Raw genomic sequence first — 24,341 nt, forward strand, 5'->3', positions numbered from 1 at the left:
GTCCCGTCACGACGATCGGGGTGATGTCACCACGCTAGGAAGGGGAACGCTGCAACTGCGCTGCATAACGCCGGGCCTGGGGTGGCACGAGGATCTCCGGGTCCAGTGCGCGGGCGCGCGCCGCGGCGGCGGCGCGCTGTGCCGAACCACCGGGAAGCAGGTGGGCGAGCGTCCGCCACGCGACGGCGTCGTCGGCCCCCCAGGCCGTGTCGACCCAGCGGCGCAGCAGCCGGGGGTCGCCGGCGCCGAGCACGGCACCGCGCACCTGCTGTTCCAGGGCGCGCCGGTGTTCCACGACGACCGGCGCCTCGGAGCGTGGCAGCAGCGGTCCGCGGTACCGGTCCAGCGCCTGCTCCGCCCGCCCCTCGGCGAGCAGCGCGGCGACGTCCCCGAAGTCGCTGCGCACGGGCCGCAGCAGCGCGTAGGGCCGGGAGCCGAGGAGGCCGGGACCGAGCGCCGCGCGCAGCCGGGTGAGTTCGGCTCGCAGTGTCGACGGGGGCACCTCCCGTTCGGAGAGGTCCACGGCGAGTCGGCCGCCGGGCACGCCCCGGCCTTCCAGGGCGAGCGCCACGACGATCTCGCTGTGCCGTGGGCTGAGCCGGTGCACGCGGCCGGCGTGCGCCAGCAGGACGCTGTCCCGGCCCAGCGCCGTCAGCCCTACGTCGGCGCCGCACCGCGTGGCGACGGCATCGGGCGGGCTCAGCGGTCGTCCGTCGGGCCCGAGCAGGACGGGCGGTGCGGGGAGCCCGCGCGCGAGTTCCGCCTCGGCGGCCAGCGCGGCGGCACGCACCGCCGCGAGCGCGGGGGGTGTGGCGATGGTGCTGCCACCGGTCAGGTCGACCACGCCCAGCAGCAGCCCGGTGGCGGGGTCGCGTACGGGGGCCGCCGCGCAGGACCAGGCGTGTGCGGCGGAGTTGTAGTGCTCGCCGTTCACGATCTGGACGGGGTGGCCCAGCGCCAGTGCGGTGCCGGGGGCGTTCGTTCCGGCCTGCCCCTCGGACCACCCGGCTCCTTCCGCGAAGTGCATCCTCTCGGCGCGTGCGACGGTCCTGGTGTCACCCTCGACCCACAGCAGGGTTCCCTCGACGTCCCCGACCGCGAACACGTGCCCGTCGTCCGCCGCCCCGGAACCGAGCAGCTCCCGTAGCAGGGGCATGACAGCGGCCAGGGGGTGCGTGCTCCGGTAGGCCGCCAGGTCCTGGGACGTGCGGCGCAGCGGCGGCAGTCGGCTTCCGTCGGGCCGCACGCCGCACGACTCACAGCGTTGCCATGACTCGAACACCAGAGGTCGCGTCTCGGGCGGGGCTCCGCGCGAGGGCTCGGCCGCGTACGGCTCGTGCGGGGCGAGCGGCGCGGGCATCGACGGGGAGGTCGACGCGTCCATGGCACCTCCCGCGTCCTTGCTTCCTGCCTGCCCCCACAGCCTCGCCCTGGTGCCGCGACGCTCCGCAGATGCCGAACGGCCCTCGGGTAAGGGCCTGTTGGCCCCACCCGCGACGATCACGGCCGTGAGCGGGTCACCCTCGGGTGTCCAGCGGTTCGAGGAACGTCAGCACCGAGGCGTCCTCCTCGATCAGCGGGGTGAGGGCGGCGTTGAACGGGGAGCCGTAGGCAGCGTTCAGGTGCGCTTGGAAGGCGTCCTCGTCCCGGTAGACCTCGAAGATCCAGTAGGCACGCGGCGCGGCCTCCTTGGTGTAGACGTCGAAGGCGAGGTTGCCTTCCTCGGCGCGCACCTTGAGGGCGTAGTCCCGGATCAGGCGGGTGACTTCGTCCTCCGCTCCCTCACGGGCGGTGAACTCGGCGAGCAGGGTCTTCGTCATGGTGGCGTGTCCTCGTCCGTGGCTGGGCCGGGGGGTGCGTGGGGCGCGGGGTCGCTGGTTCAGGAGCCGGGCGGCGTACGCGCCGTCACGCGTCGGCGGCGGTCACCGGTTGTGCCAGCTGCTCCCGCCAGGGCGGATTGGGGCCGGCGACCGAGCAGGTCAGGGCAGCGACCCGGGCGGCGAAACGGCAGGCCTCGGCCACGTCGTCGACGTCGAGACCGGCCAGCCGGCCACCGAGGAGGTCGCCTTCCGCGAGGTGGTGCAGCAGCCCGGCGGTGAAGGAGTCCCCGGCGCCCACGGTGTCGACGACCCGGGTGGTCACCCCGGGCACCCGTACCCGTTCGCCGTCGAGGGAGGCGAGGGCGCCGTCGGCGCCGAGCGTGATCACGACCAGGCGTACCCCCGCGGCGTGCCAGATGTCGCAGGCCCGCTCCGGCGAGGTGCCGGGCAGCAGCAGTTCGAGGTCGTCCTCGCTCAGCCGCAGGATGTCGGCGAGGCGGCACCAGCGCGCGAGCCGCTCCCGGTAGACGTCGGGGTGGACCAGCAGCGGCCGGACGTTGGGGTCGATGCTGACGGTGGCCCCGGGCGCCGCCCGGTCGAGGAACTCCTCCACCGCGGTCGCGCCCGGCGCGCGGACCAGCGCCAGTGAGCCGGTGTGCACGCAGACGGCTTCCGACAGGTCCACCCGCTCCAGTTCTCCCGGAGTCCACTGCCAGTCGGCCGTGTTCTGGGCGTGGAAGGAAAACACGGCCTGCCCCTGCGCGTCCAGCTCCGCCACGGCCAGCGTGCTGGGCTCGGCGGCGGCCACGGCGTACGACAGATCCACGCCGGACGCTTCCAGATGGCTCCGGAAGAGACGGCCGAACAGGTCGTCGGAGAGGCGGGCGAGGAAACGAGCCGGGGTGCCCAGACGAGCCAGCGCCACCGCCGTGTTCGCGGGTCCGCCACCGGGCAGGACGCGCAGCGCGAGTTCGTTCGGGGCGGCCGGGGTTTCGGCGAAGGCGTCCGCTACGCACTCCCCCAGGACGGTGATCTGGCGCGGGCTCATGGGCTGCTCTTCTCTCCGGGAGGACCGGGACAGCGGGCGCTCGGTGACACGGCCGTGGAACGGGGCGCGGGGACCGCGGTCGTGGACGTTGCCGATTTGTGACGGGTGCAAGGCATTGACGTTGCCGCGAGACGGAGTCCATCATCCTCGCCATGCAGTGTCAACGATGACATAAGTCAGCGATGACACATCGGGGCGGCATGCTCCGAACTCCCGGCCCCGTGCCGCTCGCAATCCCACAGGAGTGTTCATGTCTCGCACCGCTCGCCTGTCCTCCGCCGTCCTCAGAGCCGCCGCCGTGACCGGTGTCGCGGCACTCGCCCTCACCGCCTGCGGGCCCGGTTCCGGTGCCGACTCCGGCTCGGACTCCTCCGGCTCCGGCTCGGGCGACGTCAAGGTCGGTCTGATCACCAAGACCGACACCAACCCGTTCTTCGTGAAGATGAAGGAAGGCGCGGAGAAGACCGCGAAGGCCGAGGGCGTCGAGCTGATGACCGCCGCCGGCAAGTTCGACGGGGACAACGCCGGTCAGGTCACCGCCATCGAGAACATGGTGGCCGCCGGGGTGAAGGGCATCCTGATCACCCCCAGCGACTCCAAGGCGATCGTCCCCGCGATCGAGAAGGCGAAGGCCAAGGGCGTCCTGGTCATCGCCCTGGACACCCCGACCGAGCCGGAGAGCGCGGTCGACGCCCTCTTCGCCACCGACAACGTCAAGGCGGGCGAACTGATCGGTGAATACGCCAAGGCCGCGATGAAGGGCAAGGAGGCGAAGATAGCCGCCCTCGACCTCGCGCCCGGGGTCTCCGTCGGCGTGCAGCGCCACGAGGGCTTCCTGAAGGGCTTCGGCGCCACCGACAAGGACGTCGCCTGTGCCCAGGACACCGGCGGCGACCAGGCCAAGGGGCAGACGGCGATGGAGAACTGCCTCCAGAAGGAGCCGGACATCAACGTCGTCTACACCATCAACGAGCCGGCCGCCCTCGGCGCCTACACCGCCCTGAAGGCCAAGGGCCGGGAGAAGGACGTCCTGATCGTCTCCGTCGACGGCGGCTGCACCGGCACCCAGGCCGTCAAGGACGGAAAGATCGCCGCGACCTCGCAGCAGTACCCGCTGAAGATGGCCGCCGAGGGCGTCAAGGCCGTGGTGACCTACGCGAAGGACGGCAAGAAGGCGTCCGGTTACACCGACACCGGCGTCACGCTGATCTCCGACAAGGCACAGGACGGCGTCGCGTCGAAGGACACCGCCTACGGCCTGGAGAACTGCTGGGGCTGAGCCGTCCCCGAGGACCTGTCGTCAGGAACACGCCTGGGCCGCGGGGCTCGGCACGCACCGAGCCCCGCTCACCGGTGGTCTTCAGGCGCCGCGGCCCGAAGCCGGCGTGATCCGAACGACAGGCCCCAGGCCCGTACGAGACCGCCACCTCCCTGTGCGGGGCGGCCGGCCCGCCACCTCCCCGACCGGCGGGAGCGGCCGCCCCCCTTGTCCTGGCGACAAGGATCTGTCTTCCGACAAGGACTTCGCATGACAGCCACGTCCACGCCCCCGAGCACCTCCTCGCCGTACGCGGAGCTGAAAGCCCCGACGACGGCCCGCAGGCTGCTCACGGCTCCGACCACCGGGCCTCTGGCCGCCCTGCTCCTGGCCTGTGCCTTCTTCTCCCTCTCGACCGACCAGTTCCTCACCGGCGGCAACTTCTCCCTGATCATTCAGCAGGTCATGGTCGTCGGCACGCTCGCCATCGGCCAGACCCTGATCATCCTCACCGCCGGCATCGACCTGTCGTGCGGTGCCGTGATGGCGTTCGGCAGCATCGTGATCGCCAGGATGGCGGCCGAGGGCACGCTGCCGCCGCTGGCCGCCATCGGCCTGGGCCTGGTCGTCTGCGGCGGATTCGGCCTGCTCAACGGCGTGTTGGTGCAGAAGATCCCGCTGCCGCCGTTCATCGTCACCCTCGGCATGCTCAATGTGGCGTTCGCCCTGACCCACATCTACTCCGAGGAGCAGACGGTCACCAACCTGCCCGGTCCGCTGACGGCGCTCGGGGAGACCTTCCCGCTCGGCTACACCGACGTGACCTACGGCTCGCTGGTCACCATCGCCCTGTTCCTCCTCCTCGCCTACGCGCTGAGCAGCACCGGCTGGGGCCGGCACGTCTACGCGCTCGGCAACAGCCCGGAGGCGGCCCGGCTGAACGGTATCCGCACCTCCCGTCTGACCATCGGCGTCTACACCGTGGCGGGCGTGCTCTACGGCATCGCCGCCCTGCTGCTCATCTCCCGTACCGGCGTGGGCGATCCGCAGGCCGGGCAGACCGACAACCTGGACAGCATCACCGCCGTGGTCCTCGGCGGCACCAGCCTGTTCGGCGGACGCGGATCGGTCCTGGGCACCTTCATCGGTGTGCTGATCGTCGGTGTCTTCCGCAACGGCCTGCAGCTGATGGGTGTCGCCTCGATCTACCAGACGCTGATCACCGGTGTGCTGGTGATCCTCGCGGTGACCGTCGACCAGATCTCCCGGAAGAAGGCCCGATGACCGCCACCCCGACCCCCGTTCTGCAGGCCCGCGGTCTGGTCAAGCGGTACGGCCATGTCACCGCCATCGACGGCGCCGACTTCGACCTCATGCCGGGCGAGGTGCTGGCCGTCATCGGTGACAACGGCGCCGGCAAGACGAGCATGATCAAGGCCCTCACCGGCGCGGTGACCCCGGACGCGGGCGAGATCCGCCTCAACGGCGAGCCCATCACCTTCTCCGGTCCGCAGAGCGCACGCGCCCACGGCATCGAGACGGTGTACCAGGACCTCGCCGTGGCCGCGTCCATGGACATCGCCTCGAACATGTTCCTCGGCCGTGAGCTGCGCCGCCCCGGTGTGCTCGGCAGCGCCTTCCGCATGCTGGACAAGAAGCGCATGCGGAAGGAGGCCGCGGAGCACATGGCCGATCTGAAGATCGGCCTGCGCTCGCTCACGCAGGCCGTCGAGACCCTCTCCGGAGGACAGCGGCAGGCCGTCGCGGTGGCCCGTGCCGTCGCCTGGGCCCGCAGCGTCGTCGTCATGGACGAGCCCACCGCCGCCCTCGGCGTCAAGGAGTCCGGTCAGGTCCTCGACCTCATCCGCCGGGTCCGTGACAAGGGCATGCCGGTCGTCCTGATCAGCCACAACATGCCGCATGTCTTCGAGATCGCCGACCGGATCCACGTCCACCGCCTCGGCAGGCGCGCGGCCGTGATCAAGCCGTCGGACTACTCGATGGCGGAGGTCGTCGCCATCATGACCGGCGCGCTCACCGTGGACGCGGCCGGCGCTACTGTCGTAGCGGATTCGGAGGCCGCAAAGGCCGCCGGAGTACAGGCCACCTGACAGCACGACACGCTCTCGCAGTTCCGGCCGAAGGCCGCGGCCGGGACCGAGAGCCCACAGGAGACGGTTTCCTCCATGGCAGCGCGCCGCCCCACCCTGGCCGACGTCGCCCGAGAAGTCGGCGTCAGCGCCAAGACGGTCTCCCGCGTCCTCAACGAGGACGGACCCGTCTCGGCGCAGACCCGGGAGCAAGTCCTCGCCGTGGTGGCCCAGTTGGGCTTCCAGCCGAACCTCATGGCCCGCAACATGCGCGTCGGCGGCCCGGACACCACGGTCGGACTGGTCGTTCCCGACCTCGGCAACCCGTTCTTCGGGGCCGTCGCCCGGGGCATCGAGGACAGCGTCCGCGAACGCGGGCTGACGCTGCTCATGGGGTCGTCCGCCGACGACCCCGACCGTGAACGCTCCCTGACGGCCAAGTTCCTGGCCCGGCGCGTCAGCATCCTGATCGTCGTGCCGTCGGTCGGCGCCGACCACTCCCACCTGCGGGCGCAGCGTACGGCGGGGCTGCCCGTCGTCTTCCTCGACCGCCCCGGGGTCGGACTCACCACGGACAGCATCGTCAGCTCCAACCGGGCGGGTGCCCTGGACGGCGTCACCCATCTCATCGCCCACGGGCACCGACGCATCGGCTTCGTCGGCGACCTGCCCGCCAAGCTGTACACCCGCCGCGAGCGACTCGCCGGCTACCGCGCCGCGCTGGGGGAGGCGGGCATCCCCTACGACCCCGCGCTGGTCGCCGACGCGCACGACCAGCGGGGTGCCGCGGCCGCGACCGCCCAGCTCCTCGAACTGCCCCACCCGCCCACCGCCCTGTTCGCCGGGAACAACATCATGGCGCTGGGCATAGTGGCCGAACTCGCCCGCGGCAAGCGCAAGGAGGTGGCGGTGGTCGCCTTCGACGACGTGTCGCTCGCCGAGGCGCTGGAACCCGCCCTGACCGTCGTCGCGCAGGACCCCGAGGAGATCGGTCGGACCGCCGCGACCACCGCTCTGGCCCGACTCGACGGCGACCGCTCCCGCGCACGCACACTCACCGTCCCCACCCGGCTGATCGTCCGTGGTTCGGGCGAGCAGCCGGCGCCCGCCCCGTAGGGCTCCGCGCCGAGTTCCTCCGCTACCGATCACTTGCCCACTGCTCCAGCGTTCAGGGTGGAGGTGCAGGGCATCTTTGCCTCGGTCAGGGGCCCGTGAAGCAGGAACCCGAGGTGGCACCGCGTAGCGGTGCTGACCGGAATCGCCTGCGTTCACGCAGGCGAGGGCGTCAACGGCCGTGCTTCGACGGCACCCGCCACACGAGGGTCGTGCCGCCGCCGGGCGGGCTGGTGGTCTCCAGCTCGCCGCCGGACTGGCGGGCGCGTTCGGCCATGTTGCGCAGTCCGCTGCGGCGGCCCTCGGCGGGAATGCCCACCCCGTCGTCGCCGACCGTGAGGCGGACCTCTCCCTCGGCGGCCTCCACCACCAAGTCGGCCCGGGACGCGTGGGCGTGCCGGGCGACGTTGGTCAGGGCCTCGGAGAGTACGGCCACCACGTGGTCGGCGGCTTCCTTGGGCACGTCGGTGTCCAGCAGTCCCTCCAGCCGCAGGCTGGGGGCGAAGCCCAGGACGGGTGCCGCCTCGCCGACCACACGCACCACGCGGGCCCGCAGGCCGACACCGGTGGCACTCTCGCGCGACCGGAGGCCGAAGATGGTCGATCTGATGATCTTGATGGTCTCGTCGAGGTCGTCCACGGCCCGCAGCACGCGCTCGGAGGCCCCCGCGTGTTCGATGAAGCGGCCCGCGCTCTGCAGGGTCATACCGGTGGCGAACAACCGCTGGATGGCGAGGTCGTGCAGGTCGCGGGCGATGCGGTCGCGGTCCTCCAGCACCGCGATCTGTTCGGCGTCCCGACGGCGCTCGGCCAGTTCCATGGCGACCGCGGCCTGCGCGGCGAAGCCCTGGAGGCGTTCGATCTCCGGCTCGGTGAACACCGTCCGGCCCACCGCGCGCGCCAGCAGCAGGATGCCCCGCGTCCCCTCCCCCGATCCGATGGGGACGGCCACGGCGGGGCCGAGACCGGTGAGGCTCGGCACACCCGGCACACCCGGCACGCCCGTCACGCCCGATTCGTCACGGGAGACGTCCGCGCTGGTCACGGGGGCGGCGTCGGAGAAGGCCCGGCCGATCAGATTGCCCTCCAGGGGCAGCACCAGCCCGCGGTGGGCCGTCGCCCCCTCACCGATGGCGAGATCGACGGTGAGCGAGTCGGTGCCTTCCATCGGCACCGCGACGACCGCGAGGGCCGCGGCCATGATCTCCCGGGCGCGCTCGGCGATCATCCGGAGGACCTCGCCGGGCTCGCCGCCCGACATCAGGCTGTGGGTGATCTCGGCGTTGGCACGCAGCCACCGCTCCCGCAACCGCGACTCCTCGTACAACCGCGCGTTGTCGATCGCCACACCCGCCGCCACCGCCAACGTCGACAGCACCGACTCGTCCTCCTCGTCGAACCGCGCCCCACCCCGCTTCTCCGTCAGATACAAATTCCCGAACACCTGCTCACGCACCCGGATCGGCACACCCAGAAACGAATTCATCGGCGGATGATTCGGCGGAAAACCGTACGACGCCGGATGCTCCGACAACCTCGCCAGACGCAACGGCTCCGGATGACTGATCAACTCCCCCAGAATCCCGTGCCCCTCCGGAAACGGACCGATCAACGCAATCCGCTCCTCACTCACCCCCACCGTATGGAACGCCGACAACCGCTTCCCGTCCGGCCCGATCACACCCAACGCCGCATACTCCGCGTCCACCAACACCGCAGCCGCCTCCACGATGCCCCGCAACGCCTGCTCCAACTCCAGCTCACGCCCGACCGACAGCACCGCCTCCAACAGACTGTGCACCCGATCCCGCGTCCCCCGCGCCGCATCCAGACGCGCCTGCAACTCCCCCAGCAGCTCATCCAGCCTCAGCTGCGGCAGCCTCACACGGGCTTCATCGGCCCTGTCCACGCCCGCCACCGGTGTTCCTCCACATTCGCCGCAGCCTGCCGGCAGCCGCCCGCTCCGCCGCTGTCGTGGGCCACGGTAACGGCCCGTCAGCGGGGACGGTAGCGGATCCGGTCGCGTACCGGTCCGGCGTGGACGCGGTCCACCCGCGCCTGCCCCGACCGGGCGGACGCGCGGCGTCCGGCCTGCGGCTGCACCCGGCGTCCGCGGTCTACTGCCCTTCCTGCCGCAGCCGGTCCTGGGCCTGGGTGGCGATGACGGCGGCCTGCACGCGCCGCTCCACACCGAGCTTGGCGAGCAGACGGGAGATGTGGTTCTTGACCGTCTTCTCGGCGAGGAAGAGCCGCTGACCGATCTGACGGTTGGTCAGGCCCTCGCCGATCAGGGCCAGGATCTCCCGCTCCCGCTCGGTCAGACCCGGCAGCGCCTCGGGTTCCTGCTCCTCCTTCGGCCCCTGCCGCAGGCGCGCCATCAGCCGCGCGGTGGCACTGGGGTCGAGCAGGGACTGGCCCGCGGCCACCGTGCGCACCGCCGACACCAGGTCCGAGCCTCGGATCTGCTTCAGGACGTACCCGGAGGCCCCCGCCATGATCGAGTCCAGGAGGGCCTCCTCGTCGTCGAACGAGGTCAGCATCAGACAGATGAGTTCCGGCATGCGGGAGCGCAGTTCCCGGCACACGGTGATCCCGTCGCCGTCGGGCAGGCGGACGTCGAGCACCGCCACCTGCGGTCGCAGGGCGGGGACCCGCACCAGGGCCTGCTCCACGGTTCCGGCCTCGCCGATCACCGAGATGTCCGGCTCGTCGTTCAGCAGGTCGCGCACTCCACGGCGTACGACCTCGTGGTCGTCCAGCAGGAAGACCCGGATCTGGTCCTCCGAACCCGGCTGCTCGCTGACCGGCATCGCTTCACTCCTCGGTTCCGCACTCACGCCGCCCTGTCCACCACGAACAGTATGGGCCTCGACCCGATGATCCTCGTCGTACCGGGGCCGGACGGCCAGGGCCTGTCGGCCCTGTTTCAGGGCGGATCACCTGCTCATCGGCCCCAGGCCGGCGGACCCGTGCGGCGCCGCCCTTCACTCCGTACGCCACCGCTCCCACAGCGGTGGCGCTCGGCCCCGGAGGCATTCCTCATGGCCCGTCACGACCGTGGCCCCGAGGCCACGGTTCAGGCCTGGGGTGGGGCCGTGGGGCTGGAGGTCAGTTCGTCAGATCCACCCCGTACATCGTCCGGCCGCCGACGAGTTCGCGGCCGGTGACCAGTTCCGCCTGGATCCGGACGAAGACGTCCCGCGGCGCGGCGACCCACGAGCGCGGGCCGGTGTGGGCCAGTCTCGCGCGCTCGGCCGGATCGGTCACGATCGATGCCCTCCCGGTGACGACGACGCTCCAGCCCGAGTGGGCGACCGTGTCGACCTCGTCGGCCTCGAAGGCGACGACGACTCCGTCCACGGCGCGGGCGAGTTCCGACGCGGCCGACGTACGCAGCAGCACCGAACCTTCCGCGTCCAGACAGAAGTTGACCGGCAGAACGGCCGGCAGCGCCTGGCGGGTGTGGACGATACGGCCGAGGGGCACCTTCGCCAGCAACCGCAGGCACTCCTGCCTGTCCAGTTCGCGGAATCCGTCGTTGGCGTACATCGGCCCATCCGTCTCCTGCTTCGCGCACGATCCACCCGGACATCGGGTGTGCGCTCCATCGTCCGTCCGGTGCGTGCCCGGGTTGAGGGCCATCGGTCCCTGCCGGGCCGGAGAGCGGCCCCTCCCACGGAGGTCCACCCGGCCCGGTTCCGCCGGACACGTTCCGAAGGCCGATCAGGCCGGAACCACGACGACGTCGTGCCGGGGCCCGCCGAGTACGACCTTGAGCGCCCCGGTGTCGGCCGCGCGGGAGAAGACGTCGTACGCCTCCTCCATGTCGTCCAGCGGGAAGGTGTGCGTGACCAGGGACGAGGTGGGCAGCCGGCCGGCGGCCGCCATCCGCAGCAGGGTGGGGGTGGAGTGGGTGTCCACCAGGCCCGTGGTGATGGTGACGTTCTTGATCCACAGGTCTTCGAGGTGCAGCGTGGCCGGTTTGCCGTGCACGCCGACGTTGGCCACGTGTCCGCCGGGACGCACCATACGGGTGCAGAGCTCGAAGCTCTCCGGTACGCCGACGGCCTCGATCACGACGTCCGCGCCGAGCCCGTCGGTGAGGTCGGCGACCAGTTGGTCCGGAGCCTCCCTGGGGTCGGCCACGGCGTCCGCCCCGAGCCGCCTCGCGGCCTCCAGGCGCGCGGGGGCCAGGTCCACGGCGACGATCCGCTCGGGCGAGAACAGCCGCGCGGTGGCGATCGCCGCGAGACCGATGGGGCCGGCGCCGACGACGGCGACGGTGTCGCCGGGGCGGACGCGCCCGTTGACCACGCCCACCTCGTAGGAGGTGGGGAAGATGTCCGCCAGCAGCACGGCGTCCTCGGCGGGCAGGGTGCTGGGCAGCGCGTGGACGGACAGGTCGGCGTAGGGGACGCGGACGTACTCGGCCTGGGTCCCGTCGATCAGGTGGCCGAGGATCCAGCCTCCCCCGCCCAGGCACTGGCCGTACGCTCCCTCCCGGCAGTAGCGGCACCGGCCGCAGGCGGTGATGCAGGAGACGAGCACCCGGTCGCCGGGCCGCACGGTCCGTACGTCGCTGCCGACCTCGACGATCTCCCCGACGGCCTCGTGCCCCAGGACCGTGCCGGGTCGGACCTCGGGCACGTCGCCCTTGAGGATGTGCAGGTCCGTCCCGCAGATCGTGACGGTGTCGACCCGGACGATCGCGTCGGTGGGGTCCTTGATCCCCGGGTCGGGCACTTCCTGCCACGACGACTGTCCGGGGCCGTGGAAGACCAAGCCCTTCATGACGATCCCTGCCTTTCTCTGTCTCCCCCGGGTCCGCGGACCGGTCGTTCACCCATGGACCGCTGCGCCCGGACACAGGTGCGGGTGCCGGGATTGCCCCGCAGATCCAGCTTGGCCCTCCAGGCCGGACCTCGCATGGGCCGGTCGGCCCCCTCGGTCGCCGGGCCCCGACCGGACCAGGGCTGAAGGTCCCTTCCGCGCGGCGGACTTGGTCCCGATCGGCCCGGGGTCGGCGCCTGCTCGGCCCATGTTCCGGCCGTTCCCCGGCTGTCACCTTCCTGAGGAGACGGCTACGAGGAGGCTGGGACCGATGAACGGCGGCAGGCACCCGAGGAAGACCAGCAGGGCACTGTGGCGGTGGCGGCGGAACCCGCTGCGACGACGCGACGACGCGACGGAGGCGTGGATCGTGCTGGCCGTGTGGATCGCCGTCGTGGTCGGCGGCACGATCACCGGAGTTCTGACGGCCCGCTCCGCCGAGGGGGTCTTCACCGCACAGCGCGCCGACCGTCGTCCCGTTTCGGCCGTGCTCGTCTCCGACGTCCCGCGGACGGCCACGGGTGTGGGCGGCACGTACGACAGGACCTCGGCGAAGGTGCGCTGGACCAGCCCCGAAGGCGCCATCCGTGAGGGTTCGACCCTGGTGGAGACCGGGCAGCGGGCCGGGACCGAGGTGAAGGTCTGGACCGACGGTCGGGGTGGACTGAGCACGGAGCCGCCCACGCCGGCCGAGGCGGCCGTGGAGGCGGGTGTCCTGGGCGTCGCCGCCGGGCTCGCCCTGAGTGGTCTGGTGTTCGGTATCGGCGGCGCCGGACGCTGGTGGCTCGACCGGCGTCGGGTCGCGCTGTGGGGGACCGAGTGGGCCCGGATCGGCCCGCTGTGGAGCCAGAAGACGGGCTGACCGGGCGGGAGCCGAGCCCGGAACCCGCGCGGCGCGTCCCGTGCGATGTGGGTCCCGGCGGCTCCTCACCGCCGAGGTCCGCCGCCGAGGAGTTCACCGAGGTCACCGACGACCAGGTCGGCACCGTGCCGCAGCAGGCGCTCTCCGGTGTCGGGGCCCTGGGCACGGTCCACTCCGACGACCAGGAGGAAGCCGCCGCGCCGTCCCGCCTCGACTCCCGCCAGGGCGTCCTCGACGACGGCCGCACGGTCCGGGGGGACACCCAGTCGGCGAGCCGCCTCCAGGAACAGGTCGGGGCACGGCTTGCCGGCGAGACCCAGCCGGGCCGCCTCTCCCCCGTCGACCAGGGCGTCGAAGAGCTCCACCACCCCCGCCCCGGTCAGCAGCTCACGGGCGTGCCGGGAGGCCGACACCGCCGCCACGGGGACGCGTGCCGCCCGAAGGGCACGGACCAGCCGTACCGTCCCCGGGTAGGCATCGACGCCCTGCTCGCTCAACCGCCGGGTGAACAGCCGTTCCTTGTCCGCCGCCACGTCACGCACCGTCCGCTCGGACGGCTCGATGCCACGCGACGCGAGGAAGGCCGCGGCCCCGTCGAGCCGGGACCTGCCGTCCACGAAGCGCAGATAGTCGTCGCGGACGTCGAAGGGGCGCCCCTGCCGCGGGGCTCCGGGCGGGTGCGCACGCAGGAAGGCGTCGAAGGCGGTCTTCCAGGCCGCGGCGTGCAGCCGTGCCGAGTCGGTGATCACTCCGTCGGTGTCGAACACGACCGCCCGGACTGGCCCCAGCACCGGAGCGAGCGGTTCCCGGGCTATGCCGGCCATGCGGCCTCCTTCACGGTGGGGCGTTCATTTCGCTGCCGGGGCGCCGCTACACGACGTGCCGCGCTGCCGCACGGTCCCCCTGCCCCGCTTCACGAGCCGACGCGCTGGTCGAGGTCCGGGCGGGTGACTGGACCGGTGAGCCCGCAGTCGACGTCCACGACTCCCTCGACGGCGCGTGCGAGACGAGTGGCCAGCGGGACGAGGGCGGCGTGCCGGACCCGGCCCCTGAGGATCACGACGCCCTTGCGCACATGCACCCGAACCGGTTCGTCGGCGTCCGGGGTGAGCCTCGGCAGAACTTCGCGCCGGATCTCGTCGGCGATGTCGGCATCGTCGCGCAGGAACACCTTCAGCAGATCGGAGCGGCTGACCACACCGCACAGCCGACCGTGGGCATCGACCACGGGAAGCCGCTTGACCCGGTGCCGAGCCATCAGCCGGGCGGCTTGGGCCAAGGTCGTGTCCGCGTGGACGGTGACCGCCGGCGCGGTCATGAGTTCCCCCGCTTCCACCGCGGCCGCCTTGGAGAGGTCCGACAGACGCCGGAGCGGCGGATACGGGGGCCTGGCCCTGGGGGTGTGTCCGGCCCTGGGCAGGTCCGGGTCACCGTCACGCAGTGCTTCCTTGTGCAGCAGGTCGGCCTCGGAGAGGACGCCCACGACATGCCCTTCGTCGTCCACGACGGGGACCGCGCTGACGTGCCACTGCCGCATGGCCCGCACGACGTCCTTGAATGCCGCCCGATGACGCACGGCCCCCACGGTGCGGGTCATCACATCGCTCACGAGATGGGGTGTACCGGCCATGACGACCTCCAGGGCGCGCGGGTGACGCAGCGCTACACCTTCAGCGTCGGGCTCCGGGCCTGTCCTGGCACGGGGCCGAGCGGCCCCTTCGCCGCGCCGGACGTCCCCTACGACCGCGCCACCGGCACCCGCCACACCAGCGCGGTGCCGCCTTCCTCGGGGCACTGCCACTCCATCCGGCCGCCGAGTTGCCCGGCCCGTTCGGCCATGTTGCGCAGGCCGCTGCGGCTGCCGTCCGGCGGTATGCCGACCCCGTCGTCCCGGACCGTCAGCACCAGCTCCCGCCCGTCGGTCGTCACCACGATCTCGGCGCGGTCCGCGCGGGCGTGGCGGGCGATGTTGGTCAACGCCTCGGACAGCACGGCGACCAGGTGGTCGGCGGTCTCCTTCGGTACGTCGGTGTCGATGAGCCCCTCCATCCGGATGCTCGGCACGAATCCCAGGGTCGGCGCCGACTCCGCGGCGACCCGCACCACGCGGGTCCGCAGGCCGACGTCGGCCGCGCCGTCCCGCGTGCGCAGCCCGAAGATGGTCGATCTGATGATCTTGATGGTCTCGTCGAGGTCGTCGACGGCCCGCAGCACGCGCTCGGAGGCCTCCGGGTGCTCGATGAGGCGGCCCGCGCTCTGCAGGGTCATGCCGGTGGCGAAGAGACGCTGGATGGCGAGGTCGTGCAGGTCCCGGGCGATCCGGTCGCGGTCCTTGAGGACCGCGACCTCCTCGACGTCCCGTCGGCGTTCGGCCAGTTCCATGGCGATGGCCGCCTGAGCGGCGAAGACGCGCAGCGGCTCGGTCTCCTTCGCGGTGAAGGGCGACTGTCCAGCCTCCCGGACCAGGAGGACGACGCCACGGATGCCTTCGTCGCGGGTGCCGACGGGGACGGCCACGGCCGGGCCGAGATCGTCGAAGCGTGGCGGTCCGGCCCACACCCGCTCGTCGTGGGTGACGTCCTCGCTGGTGACCGCGGTCGCGGCGGCGAAGGCCTCGCCGATCAGGGTGCCCTCGACGGGCAGGACCAGCCCGCTCAGCGTCCGCGCCTCCTCTCCGATGGCCAGATCCACCGTGAGCGAGTCGGTGCCCGCCATCGGCACCGCGACGACCGTGAGAGCGGCGCCGGTGATCTCGCTGGCCCGCTCGGCGATCAGCCTGAGCACCAGGGCCTGCTCCGCTCCCGACATCAGGCTGTGGGTGATCTCGGCGTTGGCACGCAGCCACCGCTCCCGCAACCGCGACTCCTCGTACAACCGCGCGTTGTCGATCGCCACACCCGCCGCCACCGCCAACGTCGACAGCACCGACTCGTCCTCCTCGTCGAACCGCGCCCCACCCCGCTTCTCCGTCAGATACAAATTCCCGAACACCTGCTCACGCACCCGGATCGGCACACCCAGAAACGAATTCATCGGCGGATGATTCGGCGGAAAACCGTACGACGCCGGATGCTCCGACAACCTCGCCAGACGCAACGGCTCCGGATGACTGATCAACTCCCCCAGAATCCCGTGCCCCTCCGGAAACGGACCGATCAACGCAATCCGCTCCTCACTCACCCCCACCGTATGGAACGCCGACAACCGCTTCCCGTCCGGCCCGATCACACCCAACGCCGCATACTCCGCGTCCACCAACACCGCAGCCGCCTCCACGATGCCCCGCAACGCCTGCTCCAACTCCAGCTCACGCCCGACCGACAGCACCGCCTCCAACAGACTGTGCACCCGATCCCGCGTCCCCCGCGCCGCATCCAGACGCGCCTGCAACTCCCCCAGCAGCTCATCCAGCCTCAGCTGCGGCAGCCTCACACGGGCTTCATCGGAGCTTGCCACCGTGCTCCTCCGTCCTCGGTTCCAGCGAGGGGGCACCGACCCTTCCGGTCACGAGCCACGGTAGTCCGCGCGGCCGGGGTCGAACAGCGGACCAGGGCCCATCGGCCCGCCGCGGGGGACGGACAGCACCTGCCGGGCGGAGCGCCGGCCGTCCGACGCTGGAGCTGAGGCGAGTCCGCAGCCAACCGGAGGAGACCGGCGTCATGGCCCGTTACGTGTACGACTTCACTGAGGGCGGCCGGGACATGGCCGACCTGCTCGGCGGCAAGGGAGCGAACCTGGCCGAGATGACCCGGCTGGGTCTCCCGGTCCCGCCCGGTTTCATCGTCACCACCGAGGCCTGTCGGGCCTTCCTCGCCACCGGTGATGAACCGGAGGGGATGACGGAGGAGATCTCCCGGCATCTGACGGCCGTGGAGCGGGCGGCCGGACGGTCCCTGGGGCAGCGGGACGACCCGTTGCTGCTGTCGGTCCGTTCGGGGGCGCGGTTCTCCATGCCCGGCATGATGGAGACGGTCCTGGACATCGGTCTGAACGACGAATCGGTCCAGGGACTCGCCAAGGCGTCGGGGAACGAGCGGTTCGCCTGGGACTCCTACCGTCGGCTCGTCCAGATGTTCGGCAGCACGGTGCTGGGGGTCGACGGGGCCCTCTTCGAAGGCGCCATCACCCTGCTCAAGGAGGCGCGGGAGGTCCACGACGACGTGCAGCTCGACGCGGGTGACCTCGCCTGGCTCGTGGAGACCTTCAAGTCCCTGATCCGCGACGAGACCGGGGAGGACTTCCCCCAGTCCCCGGCGGAGCAGCTGCGCCTCGCCGTCCTCGCGGTCTTCCGTTCCTGGAACGGCGAGCGCGCCCGCTTGTACCGCAGGCGTGAGCACATCCCCGAGGATCTGGGCACCGCGGTCACCGTGCAGCGCATGGTCTTCGGCAACCTCGGGAACGACTCCGGCAGCGGTGTGGCCTTCACCCGGGACCCGGCCACCGGGCGCCCCGGGCTCTACGGGGACTATCTGTCCAACGCCCAGGGCGAGGACGTCGTCGCCGGTATCCGCAACACCGTCCCGCTGGCGGACCTGGAACGGCTGGACCCGGATGCGTACCGGCGGCTGCGCGACCACATGGGCACCTTGGAGCGGCACTACCGCGACCTGTGCGACATCGAGTTCACCATCGAGCGAGGTCGGCTGTGGATGCTGCAGACCCGGGTCGGCAAGCGCACCGCCGAGGCCGCGTTCGCCATCGCCGCCGAGCTGGCCGAGGAGGGGCTCATCACTCCGGACGAGGCGCTCGCCCGGGTGAGCGGGGACGGGCTGGCGCGGCTGATGTTCCCGCGCTTCGACACCACCGCGACCGGTGAGGCCCTCGCCCACGGGCTGCCCGCCTCGCCCGGTGCCGCGGTCGGCGCGGCGGTCTTCGACTCGGCCGAGGCCGTACGCCGGGCCGCCGCCGGCGAGAAGGTCGTCCTCGTACGTCAGGAGACCACCCCCGACGACCTGCCCGGGATGCTGGCCGCCGAGGCGGTGCTGACCAGCCGCGGCGGCAGGACCAGCCACGCCGCCGTCGTGGCCCGCGGCATGGGCAAGGTCTGTGTGTGCGGCGCCGAGGACCTCACCGTGAACACCGACTCCCGCCGCTTCACCACACCTGACGGCACCGTCGTCGAGGAGGGCACGGTCGTCTCGGTCGACGGATCGAGCGGTGCCGTGTACCTGGGTGGCGTTCCGTTGGTGGCCTCGGCGTTCATGCGCTACCTGGAGACCGGCGAGCAGGCGGACGCGATCGTCGCGGCCGGCGCCCGGGCCCTGCGACACGCCGATTCCGTGCGCCGGCTGGACGTGCGCGCCAACGCCGACACGCCCAAGGACGCGGCCCGCGCCAGGCGGTTCGGCGCGCAGGGCATCGGGTTGTGCCGCACCGAGCACATGTTCCTCGGCGAGCGGCGCACGCTGGTCGAGGCGATGATCCTGGCCCGCTCCGACGCCGAGCGCAAGCGGGCGCTCGGGGCGCTGCTGCCCCTGCAACGACGGGACTTCGTCGGCATCCTGGAGGCGATGGACGGCCTGCCGGTCACCATCCGCCTCCTCGACCCGCCGCTGCACGAGTTCCTGCCCGACCGCACCGAGCTCGCCGTCCGTGTCGCCACCGCCGAGGCCAGGGGCGAGCTGCCCGCCGCGCACGACACCGAACTGCTGGAGGCGGTCGACCGCATGCACGAGGAGAACCCGATGCTCGGGCTGCGGGGCGTGCGCCTCGGGCTGGTGGTGCCCGGACTGGTCGCCATGCAGGTCCGGGCGATCGCCGAGGCGGTCGTGGAACGCGTCCGGGCAGGCGGCGCGCCACATGCGGAGATCATGGTCCCGCTGGTCGGCGCGGTGGAGGAGCTCCGGCTCGCGCGCGAGGAGGTGGAGCGGGTGCTGGCCGAGGTCGAGGAGGAGACCGGTGTGGCCGTGCGCTGTCCCGTCGGCACGATGATCGAACTGCCCAGGGCCGCGCTCACCGCGGGCCGGATCGCCGAGGAGGCGGAGTTCTTCTCCTTCGGCACCAACGACCTCACCCAGACCGCGTGGGGCTTCTCCCGCGACGACGTCGAGGCGGCCTTCTTCTCCGCCTACCTCGACAAGGGCGTCTTCACAGCCTCTCCGTTCGAGACGATCGACCGTGACGGTGTGGGCCGCCTGGTGCGGATCGCGGTCGACGAGGGCCGCGCCGCTCGTCCCGACCTGACGATCGGGGTGTGCGGCGAGCACGGCGGCGACCCGGAGTCCGTGCACTTCTTCCACGCGGCAGGGCTCGACTACGTCTCCTGCTCCCCGTTCCGCGTCCCCGTGGCCCGCCTGGAGGCCGGCCGGGCCACCCTGATCGGGACCAACGGCACTCGTGCGGCACCGCGCTCAGCGGGACAGTGAGAGACAGGAGCGGCGCCGATCCCCCGCGGTGTCGCTCCGCCCCGTCCCCGTGAAGACGCCCGCACCCGCGAAAGCGCCGCCCTGCCCCTCCTGTCCGGGGGCGGGGCGGTCGGGCGGGCGCCGCGTCAGGGGTGCGGGACGACGGCCACCGGTGCCCTCGAGCGCCGTACGACCGCGTAGGTCACGGGACCGATGTGCGGGGCCAACGGGGTTCGGCGGATGCGGCGGCCCACGACCACCAGGCAGGCGTCGACGGAGGCGTACACCAGATGCGCGCCGGCGCGGCCCACCACGGCCTCCTCGCTCACCCGCACGCCCGGGAACTTCTCCCGCCAGGGAGCGAGTACGGCGGACAACCCCTGCTCGTCCTCGGCCCTGGACGGCGCCTGTTCGGCCCCTGTCTCTCCTCTGTCGCCGTACGGCGGCGTGCCGTGTCCGTGGACGACGTGCAGCCCCGTCGCACGCCGTGCCGCCGCTTCGAAGGCGAACGCGACGACCGTGTCGTCGGGCTCGTCGAGGTCCAGCCCCAGTACGACGTCCCGGTAGGCGGTCGTCCCGATTCCGGGGGCGTCGGTCCGGTACTCACCCGCTGCCTCGGCGCGGACGAGGACGACCGGTCGTCCGGCCCGCGCCACCACGGCCGCCGCGACCGAGCCGAGCAGGAACCCGGCGGCCCTGCCCAGCCCCCGTGACCCGAGCACCAGCACCTCGCTGTCCCCGGCCACCGCGACCAGGGCCGACGCGGGGTGCCCGGGGATCCGCTCGGCCTCGATCGGCAGGCCCGGGTGGCGGTGGGCCAGTCGGGTGACCGACTCGCGCAGCAGCGCGGCGGAGCGGTCGGCGCCGGGCGGAGCGACGCGTTCACCGGCGAAGGGCACGTAATTGTGCGGGGGAAGGTCGTCGGCGTGCACGACCCGCAGGGGCAGGGAGTACATCCGGGCCTCACGTGCGGCCCAGTCGGCGGCCGCACGGCTCTCCGACGATCCGTCCAGTCCGACGGCGACGAAACGGGACGGTGACATGGGCCGGTCTCCTTGCGTCTGCACGGTCATGCGGCGGGTACGACGACCACCGGACAGTGCGCGTGGCGCAGCAGGACGGGGGCGACCTGCGTGTGGGGCGGGACGACGGCGGACGTCCGGTGGTGCGAGCCGACGACCACCAGACCAGCCTCGCGGGTCGACGCCAGCAACGCCTCCGGCGCACTCGTCCGCACCGTGACGGCTTCCACCGCGACATCGGCGTACCGCTCCCGCAGGGCGGCGAGGGCGAAGCGCGGGACGGCTTCCTCCACTCGCTCGTACGAGGTGGCCGGGTCCCGTCGTGGACCCTGTGTGCCCACGAGCGGCGGCAGCGCGGGCGTGACGTGGCGGTGGGGCCAGGAGTGCAGGACACGCAGCCGGGCGCCGCGCCGCCGGGCCTCCTCGAAGGCGTAGACGGCGGCCCGCTCGTCCCTGTCGTCCTCCAGGCCGAGCACCACCTCACGCCCGCTGTCGCAGGGGTGGTCCCCGCGGACGACGAGCAGGGGGCCGCGCGCACGTCGGGCCAGCCCCAGGCCGACCGACCCGAGGAGCAGGCCGGCGACGCGCCCCATGCCCCGGGAGCCCACGACGGTGAGCGCCGCGTCGGCGCCCTCCCGCGCCAGCGCCCGTACGGCGCCGCCCTCGGCCGCGACGGTCCGCGCCGGGAGGCCGGGGTGCCGCGCGCGGACGCGTGAGACGGCGGCGGCCAGGATCGGCACCGTCTCGGCGCGGTCCTGAGCGGCGCACACCAGCCGCAGCTCGGCGTCGCGCCGGATCGCTTCCCCGGCCGCCCAGTCCAGGGCCCTGGTGGAGGACAGGGTGCCGTCCACTCCTACGACGACATGGTGGTGGGTCATGGCTAGGCCTCTCTCGACAGGCTGTGACCGGGGAGCACCGGACGGTGGCCCCCACCCACGATGCTCGCCGTGGGCCGCCCGCGGGGGCAGGAGCCGGGTGAACCCGGCGGCGTGCCGAACGTCCCCTGTCCGCAGGGACGTTCGGGCCGTGGCGCGGGGGTCGTGATGTGCGGGGTGCCGCGGGGCGGGCCGACCGGGCCCTGCGGGATCCCCGGTAGGGACCGAACGGCCCTACCGCCGATCGCGCAGGTTGGCTTGTCTTTCTCCATGGACGGCAACCACACGAGGTCCTCCCCGTACCGCACGACGCGGGCGGCCGACGGCAGCACGGTCGTGAGGCTGCACGGCGAGCTCGACCTGCTGGCGGTACCGGCCCTCTCGGCGGCCCTGGACGCCCTGACCGCCGTGTCCCGTCCCGACCTGGTGCTGGATCTGCGTTCCGTGTCCTTCGTCGACTGCTCCGGTCTCGGTGTCCTGTGCCGGGCGAAGAGCCGGATCCGGGCCCGGCACGGCCGGCTGCGGCTGGTCACGCCCGCGAGCGCCTTCCGGCGGCTGCTGCGGTGCACGGGGCTGAGCAACGCCTTCGAGGTGCACCCGGACCTCCCCGAGGTGCTCGGCGACGGGGTGCCGGTGCAACGGGCCACGGCCTCACGCGGGTGAGACCGTGGCCCGGCGGCGTCAGGCCCAGTGCCAGTCGGCGATCTCCGGCAGATCGGTCCCGTGCTCGCGGATCCAGGCGTGGTGACGGGTCCGCGCGTCCGCCATCTGCTGGCGTACGGCGGCGGCGCGGACGGCGAGGCCGGGGACGCGGTCGATGACGTCCATGACGAGGCGGTAGCGGTCGAGGTCGTTGCGGACGACCATGTCGAACGGAGTGGTCGTCGTCCCTGACTCCTTGTAGCCGCGGACGTGTGTGTTGCCGTGGCCCGCGCGGCGGTAGGCGAGGCGGTGGATGAGCCACGGATAGCCGTGGTAGGCGAAGATCACCGGCTTGTCCGTGGTGAACAGGCCGTCGTACTCGAAGTCGGTCATGCCGTGCGGGTGCTCCTCACGGGGCAGCAGCCGGGTCATGTCCACGACGTTGACCACCCGCACGGCGAGCTGGGGCAGATGCCGGCGCAGCAGCTGGGCCGCTGCCAGGACCTCCTGGGTGGGCACGTCGCCGGCGCAGGCGAGGACGACGTCCGGTTCGCCGCCGTTCTCGCTGCCCGCCCACTCCCAGATCCCGGCGCCGCGCGCGCAGTGGGCGCGCGCCTCGTCGATCGACAGCCAGTCGAAGCAGGGCTGTTTGCCGGCCACGATCACGTTGACGTAGTCGCGGCTGCGCAGGGCGTGTTCCGCGACCGACAGCAGCGTGTTGGCGTCCGGCGGCAGATAGACGCGGACGACCTCGGGGCTCTTGTTGAGGACGTGGTCGACGAAGCCGGGGTCCTGGTGGGAGAAGCCGTTGTGGTCCTGCCGCCAGACGTGCGAGGTGAGCAGGTAGTTGAGGGAGGCGATCGGGGCCCGCCAGGGCAACTCCCTCGATGTCCTGAGCCACTTGATGTGCTGGTTGACCATGGAGTCGACGATGTGCACGAACGCCTCGTAGCAGGAGAACAGTCCGTGCCGACCGGTGAGGAGGTAGCCCTCCAGCCAGCCCTGGCAGAGGTGTTCGGAGAGGATCTCCAGGACCCGGCCGTGCCGGTCGAGGTGTTCGTCGACCGGCAGGTGCTCGGCCTGCCAGGCCTTGCCGCTGGCGTCGAAGACGGCCTGCAGGCGGTTGGAGGCGGTCTCGTCCGGTCCGACGACGCGGAAGTCCCGGCGCAGGCGGGTGTCCTTCATGACCTGGGCCAGGAGGTCGCCGAGGACCCGGGTCGGCTCGTGGAGCGTCGTGCCGGGCTTCTCGACCGGCACGGCGAAGTCGTCCAGGGAGCGGACGGGCAGGTCGCGGACGAGGAGTCCGCCGTTGGCATGCGGGGTGGCGCCCAGTCGCCGGGTGCCGGAGGGGACGCAGGCGAGCACGTCGGCGACCGGGCGGCCGTCGGGGCCGAACAGCTCGTGCGGCCGGTACGAGCGCAGCCAAGCCTCCAGTTGGCGCAGGTGCTCGGGGTTCTCCCGTACGCCGGCGAGCGGGACCTGGTGGGCACGCCAGGTGCCCTCCACGGGCCGGCCGTCGACCTCGGCGGGGCCGGTCCAGCCCTTGGGGGTGCGCAGCACGATCATCGGCCAGTGCACACGTTCGGCGACACCGTCCTCGCGGGCGGTGCGCTGCATCAGGGCGATGCTGTCCAGCGCCTCGTCGAAGGCGTGCGCCAATGCGCGGTGGACGGTGGCCGGGTCGTCGCCGGTGACGTGCAGGGGGGTGTGGCCGTAGCCGCGCAGGAGGGCGTCGAGTTCGGCCTGCGGGAGGCGGGAGAGCACCGTCGGGTTGGCGATCTTGTAGCCGTTGAGGTGCAGGATGGGCAGGACGGCGCCGTCGTGGACCGGGTCGAGGAACTTGTTGGAGTGCCAGGAGGCGGCCAGGGGGCCGGTCTCCGCCTCGCCGTCGCCGATGACACAGGCCACCAGCAGGTCGGGGTTGTCGAAGGCGGCGCCGTAGGCGTGGGCGAGGGAATAGCCGAGCTCACCGCCCTCGTGGATCGAGCCCGGGACCTCGGGCGCCACGTGGCTCGGCACCCCGCCCGGGAAGGAGAACTGCCGGAAGAGCCGTTCCATGCCGGGCGCGTCGCGGGTGACGTCCGGGTAGGTCTCGCTGTAGCTGCCGTCCAGCCAGGAGCCGGCCAGTACGGACGGCCCGCCGTGGCCGGGGCCCCAGACGCACAGGGCGTCGAGGTCGCGCGCCTTGATCACCCGGTTGAGGTGGGTGTACACGAGGTTGAGGCCCGGCGAGGTGCCCCAGTGCCCGAGCAGCCGCGGCTTGATGTGCTCCGGGAGCAGCGGTTCGGTCAGCAGGGGGTTGGACATCAGGTAGATCTGTCCGGCCGCGAGGTAGTTGGCGGCCCGCCAGTGGGCGTCCAGGGTGCGCAGCTCGTCGTCGGAAAGTACGGTGACGTTCTGGTGTTCGACCTGGGTCATGGGTGACTCCGGAACTCAT

General features: G+C 72.3%; 20 protein-coding genes. 7 read left to right on the plus strand and 13 right to left on the minus strand.

Annotated features, from left to right (window positions below):
* Positions 1-34: 34 nt before the first annotated feature.
* From P8T65_RS02995 to P8T65_RS03005, 3 genes are all read right to left on the minus strand, one after another.
* Positions 35-1,384 carry a GAF domain-containing protein gene (locus P8T65_RS02995; protein ID WP_316723847.1) on the minus strand — a complete coding sequence of 450 codons (1,350 nt, stop codon included), beginning with the start codon at positions 1,382-1,384 and terminating at the stop codon, positions 35-37.
* Positions 1,385-1,517: 133 nt separating this feature from the next.
* Complete coding sequence (locus tag P8T65_RS03000; protein WP_316723848.1) at positions 1,518-1,820, minus strand: putative quinol monooxygenase; 303 nt, start codon at positions 1,818-1,820, stop codon at positions 1,518-1,520.
* Between the two features lie 85 nt (positions 1,821-1,905).
* A complete protein-coding gene (locus P8T65_RS03005; RefSeq protein WP_316723849.1) occupies positions 1,906-2,868 on the minus strand; it encodes a carbohydrate kinase in 963 nt (320 codons plus the stop codon).
* A 250-nt stretch (positions 2,869-3,118) separates the two neighbouring features.
* On the opposite strand from P8T65_RS03005, the gene P8T65_RS03010 reads away from it, so the two are divergent.
* From P8T65_RS03010 to P8T65_RS03025, 4 genes are all read left to right on the plus strand, one after another.
* Positions 3,119-4,147, plus strand: a complete 1,029-nt coding sequence (locus tag P8T65_RS03010; RefSeq protein WP_184903148.1) for a sugar ABC transporter substrate-binding protein — start codon at positions 3,119-3,121, stop codon at positions 4,145-4,147.
* Between the two features lie 249 nt (positions 4,148-4,396).
* Positions 4,397-5,410 carry an ABC transporter permease gene (locus tag P8T65_RS03015; RefSeq protein ID WP_184903146.1) on the plus strand — a complete coding sequence of 338 codons (1,014 nt, stop codon included), beginning with the start codon at positions 4,397-4,399 and terminating at the stop codon, positions 5,408-5,410.
* A complete protein-coding gene (locus tag P8T65_RS03020; RefSeq protein WP_316723850.1) occupies positions 5,407-6,237 on the plus strand; it encodes an ATP-binding cassette domain-containing protein in 831 nt (276 codons plus the stop codon). Before P8T65_RS03015 ends, P8T65_RS03020 begins: the two co-directional genes overlap by 4 nt.
* 75 nt (positions 6,238-6,312) lie before the next feature.
* On the plus strand, positions 6,313-7,332 hold the full coding sequence (locus P8T65_RS03025; protein WP_316723851.1) for a LacI family DNA-binding transcriptional regulator: 1,020 nt from the start codon (positions 6,313-6,315) through the stop codon (positions 7,330-7,332).
* Positions 7,333-7,501: 169 nt separating this feature from the next.
* Here P8T65_RS03025 and P8T65_RS03030 read toward each other — a convergent pair whose 3' ends face one another.
* From P8T65_RS03030 to P8T65_RS03045, 4 genes are all read right to left on the minus strand, one after another.
* Positions 7,502-9,214, minus strand: a complete 1,713-nt coding sequence (locus P8T65_RS03030) for a GAF domain-containing protein (protein WP_399098231.1) — start codon at positions 9,212-9,214, stop codon at positions 7,502-7,504.
* 232 nt (positions 9,215-9,446) lie between these two features.
* Positions 9,447-10,139 (minus strand): response regulator transcription factor, encoded by a 693-nt coding sequence (locus P8T65_RS03035; protein ID WP_230223495.1) that lies wholly within the window; start codon positions 10,137-10,139, stop codon positions 9,447-9,449.
* 298 nt (positions 10,140-10,437) lie between these two features.
* On the minus strand, positions 10,438-10,878 hold the full coding sequence (locus P8T65_RS03040; protein ID WP_316723853.1) for a pyridoxamine 5'-phosphate oxidase family protein: 441 nt from the start codon (positions 10,876-10,878) through the stop codon (positions 10,438-10,440).
* Between the two features lie 174 nt (positions 10,879-11,052).
* Positions 11,053-12,120 carry a zinc-dependent alcohol dehydrogenase family protein gene (locus tag P8T65_RS03045; protein ID WP_316723854.1) on the minus strand — a complete coding sequence of 356 codons (1,068 nt, stop codon included), beginning with the start codon at positions 12,118-12,120 and terminating at the stop codon, positions 11,053-11,055.
* 310 nt (positions 12,121-12,430) lie between these two features.
* Between P8T65_RS03045 and P8T65_RS03050 the strand changes: the two genes are divergently transcribed.
* Positions 12,431-13,021 carry a hypothetical protein gene (locus P8T65_RS03050; RefSeq protein ID WP_316723855.1) on the plus strand — a complete coding sequence of 197 codons (591 nt, stop codon included), beginning with the start codon at positions 12,431-12,433 and terminating at the stop codon, positions 13,019-13,021.
* Between the two features lie 65 nt (positions 13,022-13,086).
* Here P8T65_RS03050 and P8T65_RS03055 read toward each other — a convergent pair whose 3' ends face one another.
* The 3 genes from P8T65_RS03055 to P8T65_RS03065 all read right to left on the minus strand — a co-directional run bounded on the left by P8T65_RS03055 (position 13,087) and on the right by P8T65_RS03065 (position 16,477).
* On the minus strand, positions 13,087-13,845 hold the full coding sequence (locus tag P8T65_RS03055) for an HAD-IA family hydrolase (RefSeq protein WP_316723856.1): 759 nt from the start codon (positions 13,843-13,845) through the stop codon (positions 13,087-13,089).
* An 89-nt stretch (positions 13,846-13,934) separates the two neighbouring features.
* A complete protein-coding gene (locus P8T65_RS03060) occupies positions 13,935-14,651 on the minus strand; it encodes a CBS domain-containing protein (RefSeq protein WP_316723857.1) in 717 nt (238 codons plus the stop codon).
* Between the two features lie 107 nt (positions 14,652-14,758).
* Positions 14,759-16,477: a GAF domain-containing protein gene (locus tag P8T65_RS03065; protein ID WP_316723858.1), complete on the minus strand. Its 1,719-nt coding sequence runs from the start codon at positions 16,475-16,477 to the stop codon at positions 14,759-14,761.
* Between the two features lie 203 nt (positions 16,478-16,680).
* Here P8T65_RS03065 and ppdK point away from each other — a divergent pair, with 203 nt between their 5' ends.
* The gene (gene ppdK / locus P8T65_RS03070; protein ID WP_316723859.1) at positions 16,681-19,386 is read left to right on the plus strand and encodes a pyruvate, phosphate dikinase; all 2,706 of its coding nucleotides are present in this window, start codon (positions 16,681-16,683) and stop codon (positions 19,384-19,386) included.
* 125 nt (positions 19,387-19,511) lie between these two features.
* Here ppdK and P8T65_RS03075 read toward each other — a convergent pair whose 3' ends face one another.
* Complete coding sequence (locus P8T65_RS03075) at positions 19,512-20,408, minus strand: universal stress protein (protein WP_316723860.1); 897 nt, start codon at positions 20,406-20,408, stop codon at positions 19,512-19,514.
* A gap of 26 nt (positions 20,409-20,434) precedes the next feature.
* Positions 20,435-21,265, minus strand: coding sequence for a universal stress protein (locus P8T65_RS03080; RefSeq protein ID WP_316723861.1), 831 nt, complete (start codon positions 21,263-21,265; stop codon positions 20,435-20,437).
* 267 nt (positions 21,266-21,532) lie between these two features.
* On the opposite strand from P8T65_RS03080, the gene P8T65_RS03085 reads away from it, so the two are divergent.
* On the plus strand, positions 21,533-21,925 hold the full coding sequence (locus tag P8T65_RS03085; RefSeq protein ID WP_316723862.1) for an STAS domain-containing protein: 393 nt from the start codon (positions 21,533-21,535) through the stop codon (positions 21,923-21,925).
* Positions 21,926-21,943: 18 nt separating this feature from the next.
* On the opposite strand, the gene P8T65_RS03090 is transcribed toward P8T65_RS03085, so the two are convergent.
* A complete protein-coding gene (locus P8T65_RS03090; RefSeq protein WP_316723863.1) occupies positions 21,944-24,322 on the minus strand; it encodes a phosphoketolase family protein in 2,379 nt (792 codons plus the stop codon).
* Between the last annotated feature and the right edge of the window lie 19 nt (positions 24,323-24,341).

The sequence above is a fragment of the Streptomyces sp. 11x1 genome (assembly GCF_032598905.1).
Taxonomy (GTDB): domain Bacteria; phylum Actinomycetota; class Actinomycetes; order Streptomycetales; family Streptomycetaceae; genus Streptomyces.

What these genes read in the sequence shown, in the direction of transcription:
- P8T65_RS02995 (WP_316723847.1), bottom strand. Translation starts at nt 1,384, where the DNA reads ATGGACGCGTCGACCTCCCCGTCGATGCCCGCGCCGCTCGCCCCGCAC.
- P8T65_RS03000 (WP_316723848.1), bottom strand. Translation starts at nt 1,820, where the DNA reads ATGACGAAGACCCTGCTCGCCGAGTTCACCGCCCGTGAGGGAGCGGAG.
- P8T65_RS03005 (WP_316723849.1), bottom strand. Translation starts at nt 2,868, where the DNA reads ATGAGCCCGCGCCAGATCACCGTCCTGGGGGAGTGCGTAGCGGACGCC.
- P8T65_RS03010 (WP_184903148.1), top strand. Translation starts at nt 3,119, where the DNA reads ATGTCTCGCACCGCTCGCCTGTCCTCCGCCGTCCTCAGAGCCGCCGCC.
- P8T65_RS03015 (WP_184903146.1), top strand. Translation starts at nt 4,397, where the DNA reads ATGACAGCCACGTCCACGCCCCCGAGCACCTCCTCGCCGTACGCGGAG.
- P8T65_RS03020 (WP_316723850.1), top strand. Translation starts at nt 5,407, where the DNA reads ATGACCGCCACCCCGACCCCCGTTCTGCAGGCCCGCGGTCTGGTCAAG.
- P8T65_RS03025 (WP_316723851.1), top strand. Translation starts at nt 6,313, where the DNA reads ATGGCAGCGCGCCGCCCCACCCTGGCCGACGTCGCCCGAGAAGTCGGC.
- P8T65_RS03035 (WP_230223495.1), bottom strand. Translation starts at nt 10,139, where the DNA reads ATGCCGGTCAGCGAGCAGCCGGGTTCGGAGGACCAGATCCGGGTCTTC.
- P8T65_RS03040 (WP_316723853.1), bottom strand. Translation starts at nt 10,878, where the DNA reads ATGTACGCCAACGACGGATTCCGCGAACTGGACAGGCAGGAGTGCCTG.
- P8T65_RS03045 (WP_316723854.1), bottom strand. Translation starts at nt 12,120, where the DNA reads ATGAAGGGCTTGGTCTTCCACGGCCCCGGACAGTCGTCGTGGCAGGAA.
- P8T65_RS03050 (WP_316723855.1), top strand. Translation starts at nt 12,431, where the DNA reads ATGAACGGCGGCAGGCACCCGAGGAAGACCAGCAGGGCACTGTGGCGG.
- P8T65_RS03055 (WP_316723856.1), bottom strand. Translation starts at nt 13,845, where the DNA reads ATGGCCGGCATAGCCCGGGAACCGCTCGCTCCGGTGCTGGGGCCAGTC.
- P8T65_RS03060 (WP_316723857.1), bottom strand. Translation starts at nt 14,651, where the DNA reads ATGGCCGGTACACCCCATCTCGTGAGCGATGTGATGACCCGCACCGTG.
- ppdK (WP_316723859.1), top strand. Translation starts at nt 16,681, where the DNA reads ATGGCCCGTTACGTGTACGACTTCACTGAGGGCGGCCGGGACATGGCC.
- P8T65_RS03075 (WP_316723860.1), bottom strand. Translation starts at nt 20,408, where the DNA reads ATGTCACCGTCCCGTTTCGTCGCCGTCGGACTGGACGGATCGTCGGAG.
- P8T65_RS03080 (WP_316723861.1), bottom strand. Translation starts at nt 21,265, where the DNA reads ATGACCCACCACCATGTCGTCGTAGGAGTGGACGGCACCCTGTCCTCC.
- P8T65_RS03085 (WP_316723862.1), top strand. Translation starts at nt 21,533, where the DNA reads ATGGACGGCAACCACACGAGGTCCTCCCCGTACCGCACGACGCGGGCG.
- P8T65_RS03090 (WP_316723863.1), bottom strand. Translation starts at nt 24,322, where the DNA reads ATGACCCAGGTCGAACACCAGAACGTCACCGTACTTTCCGACGACGAG.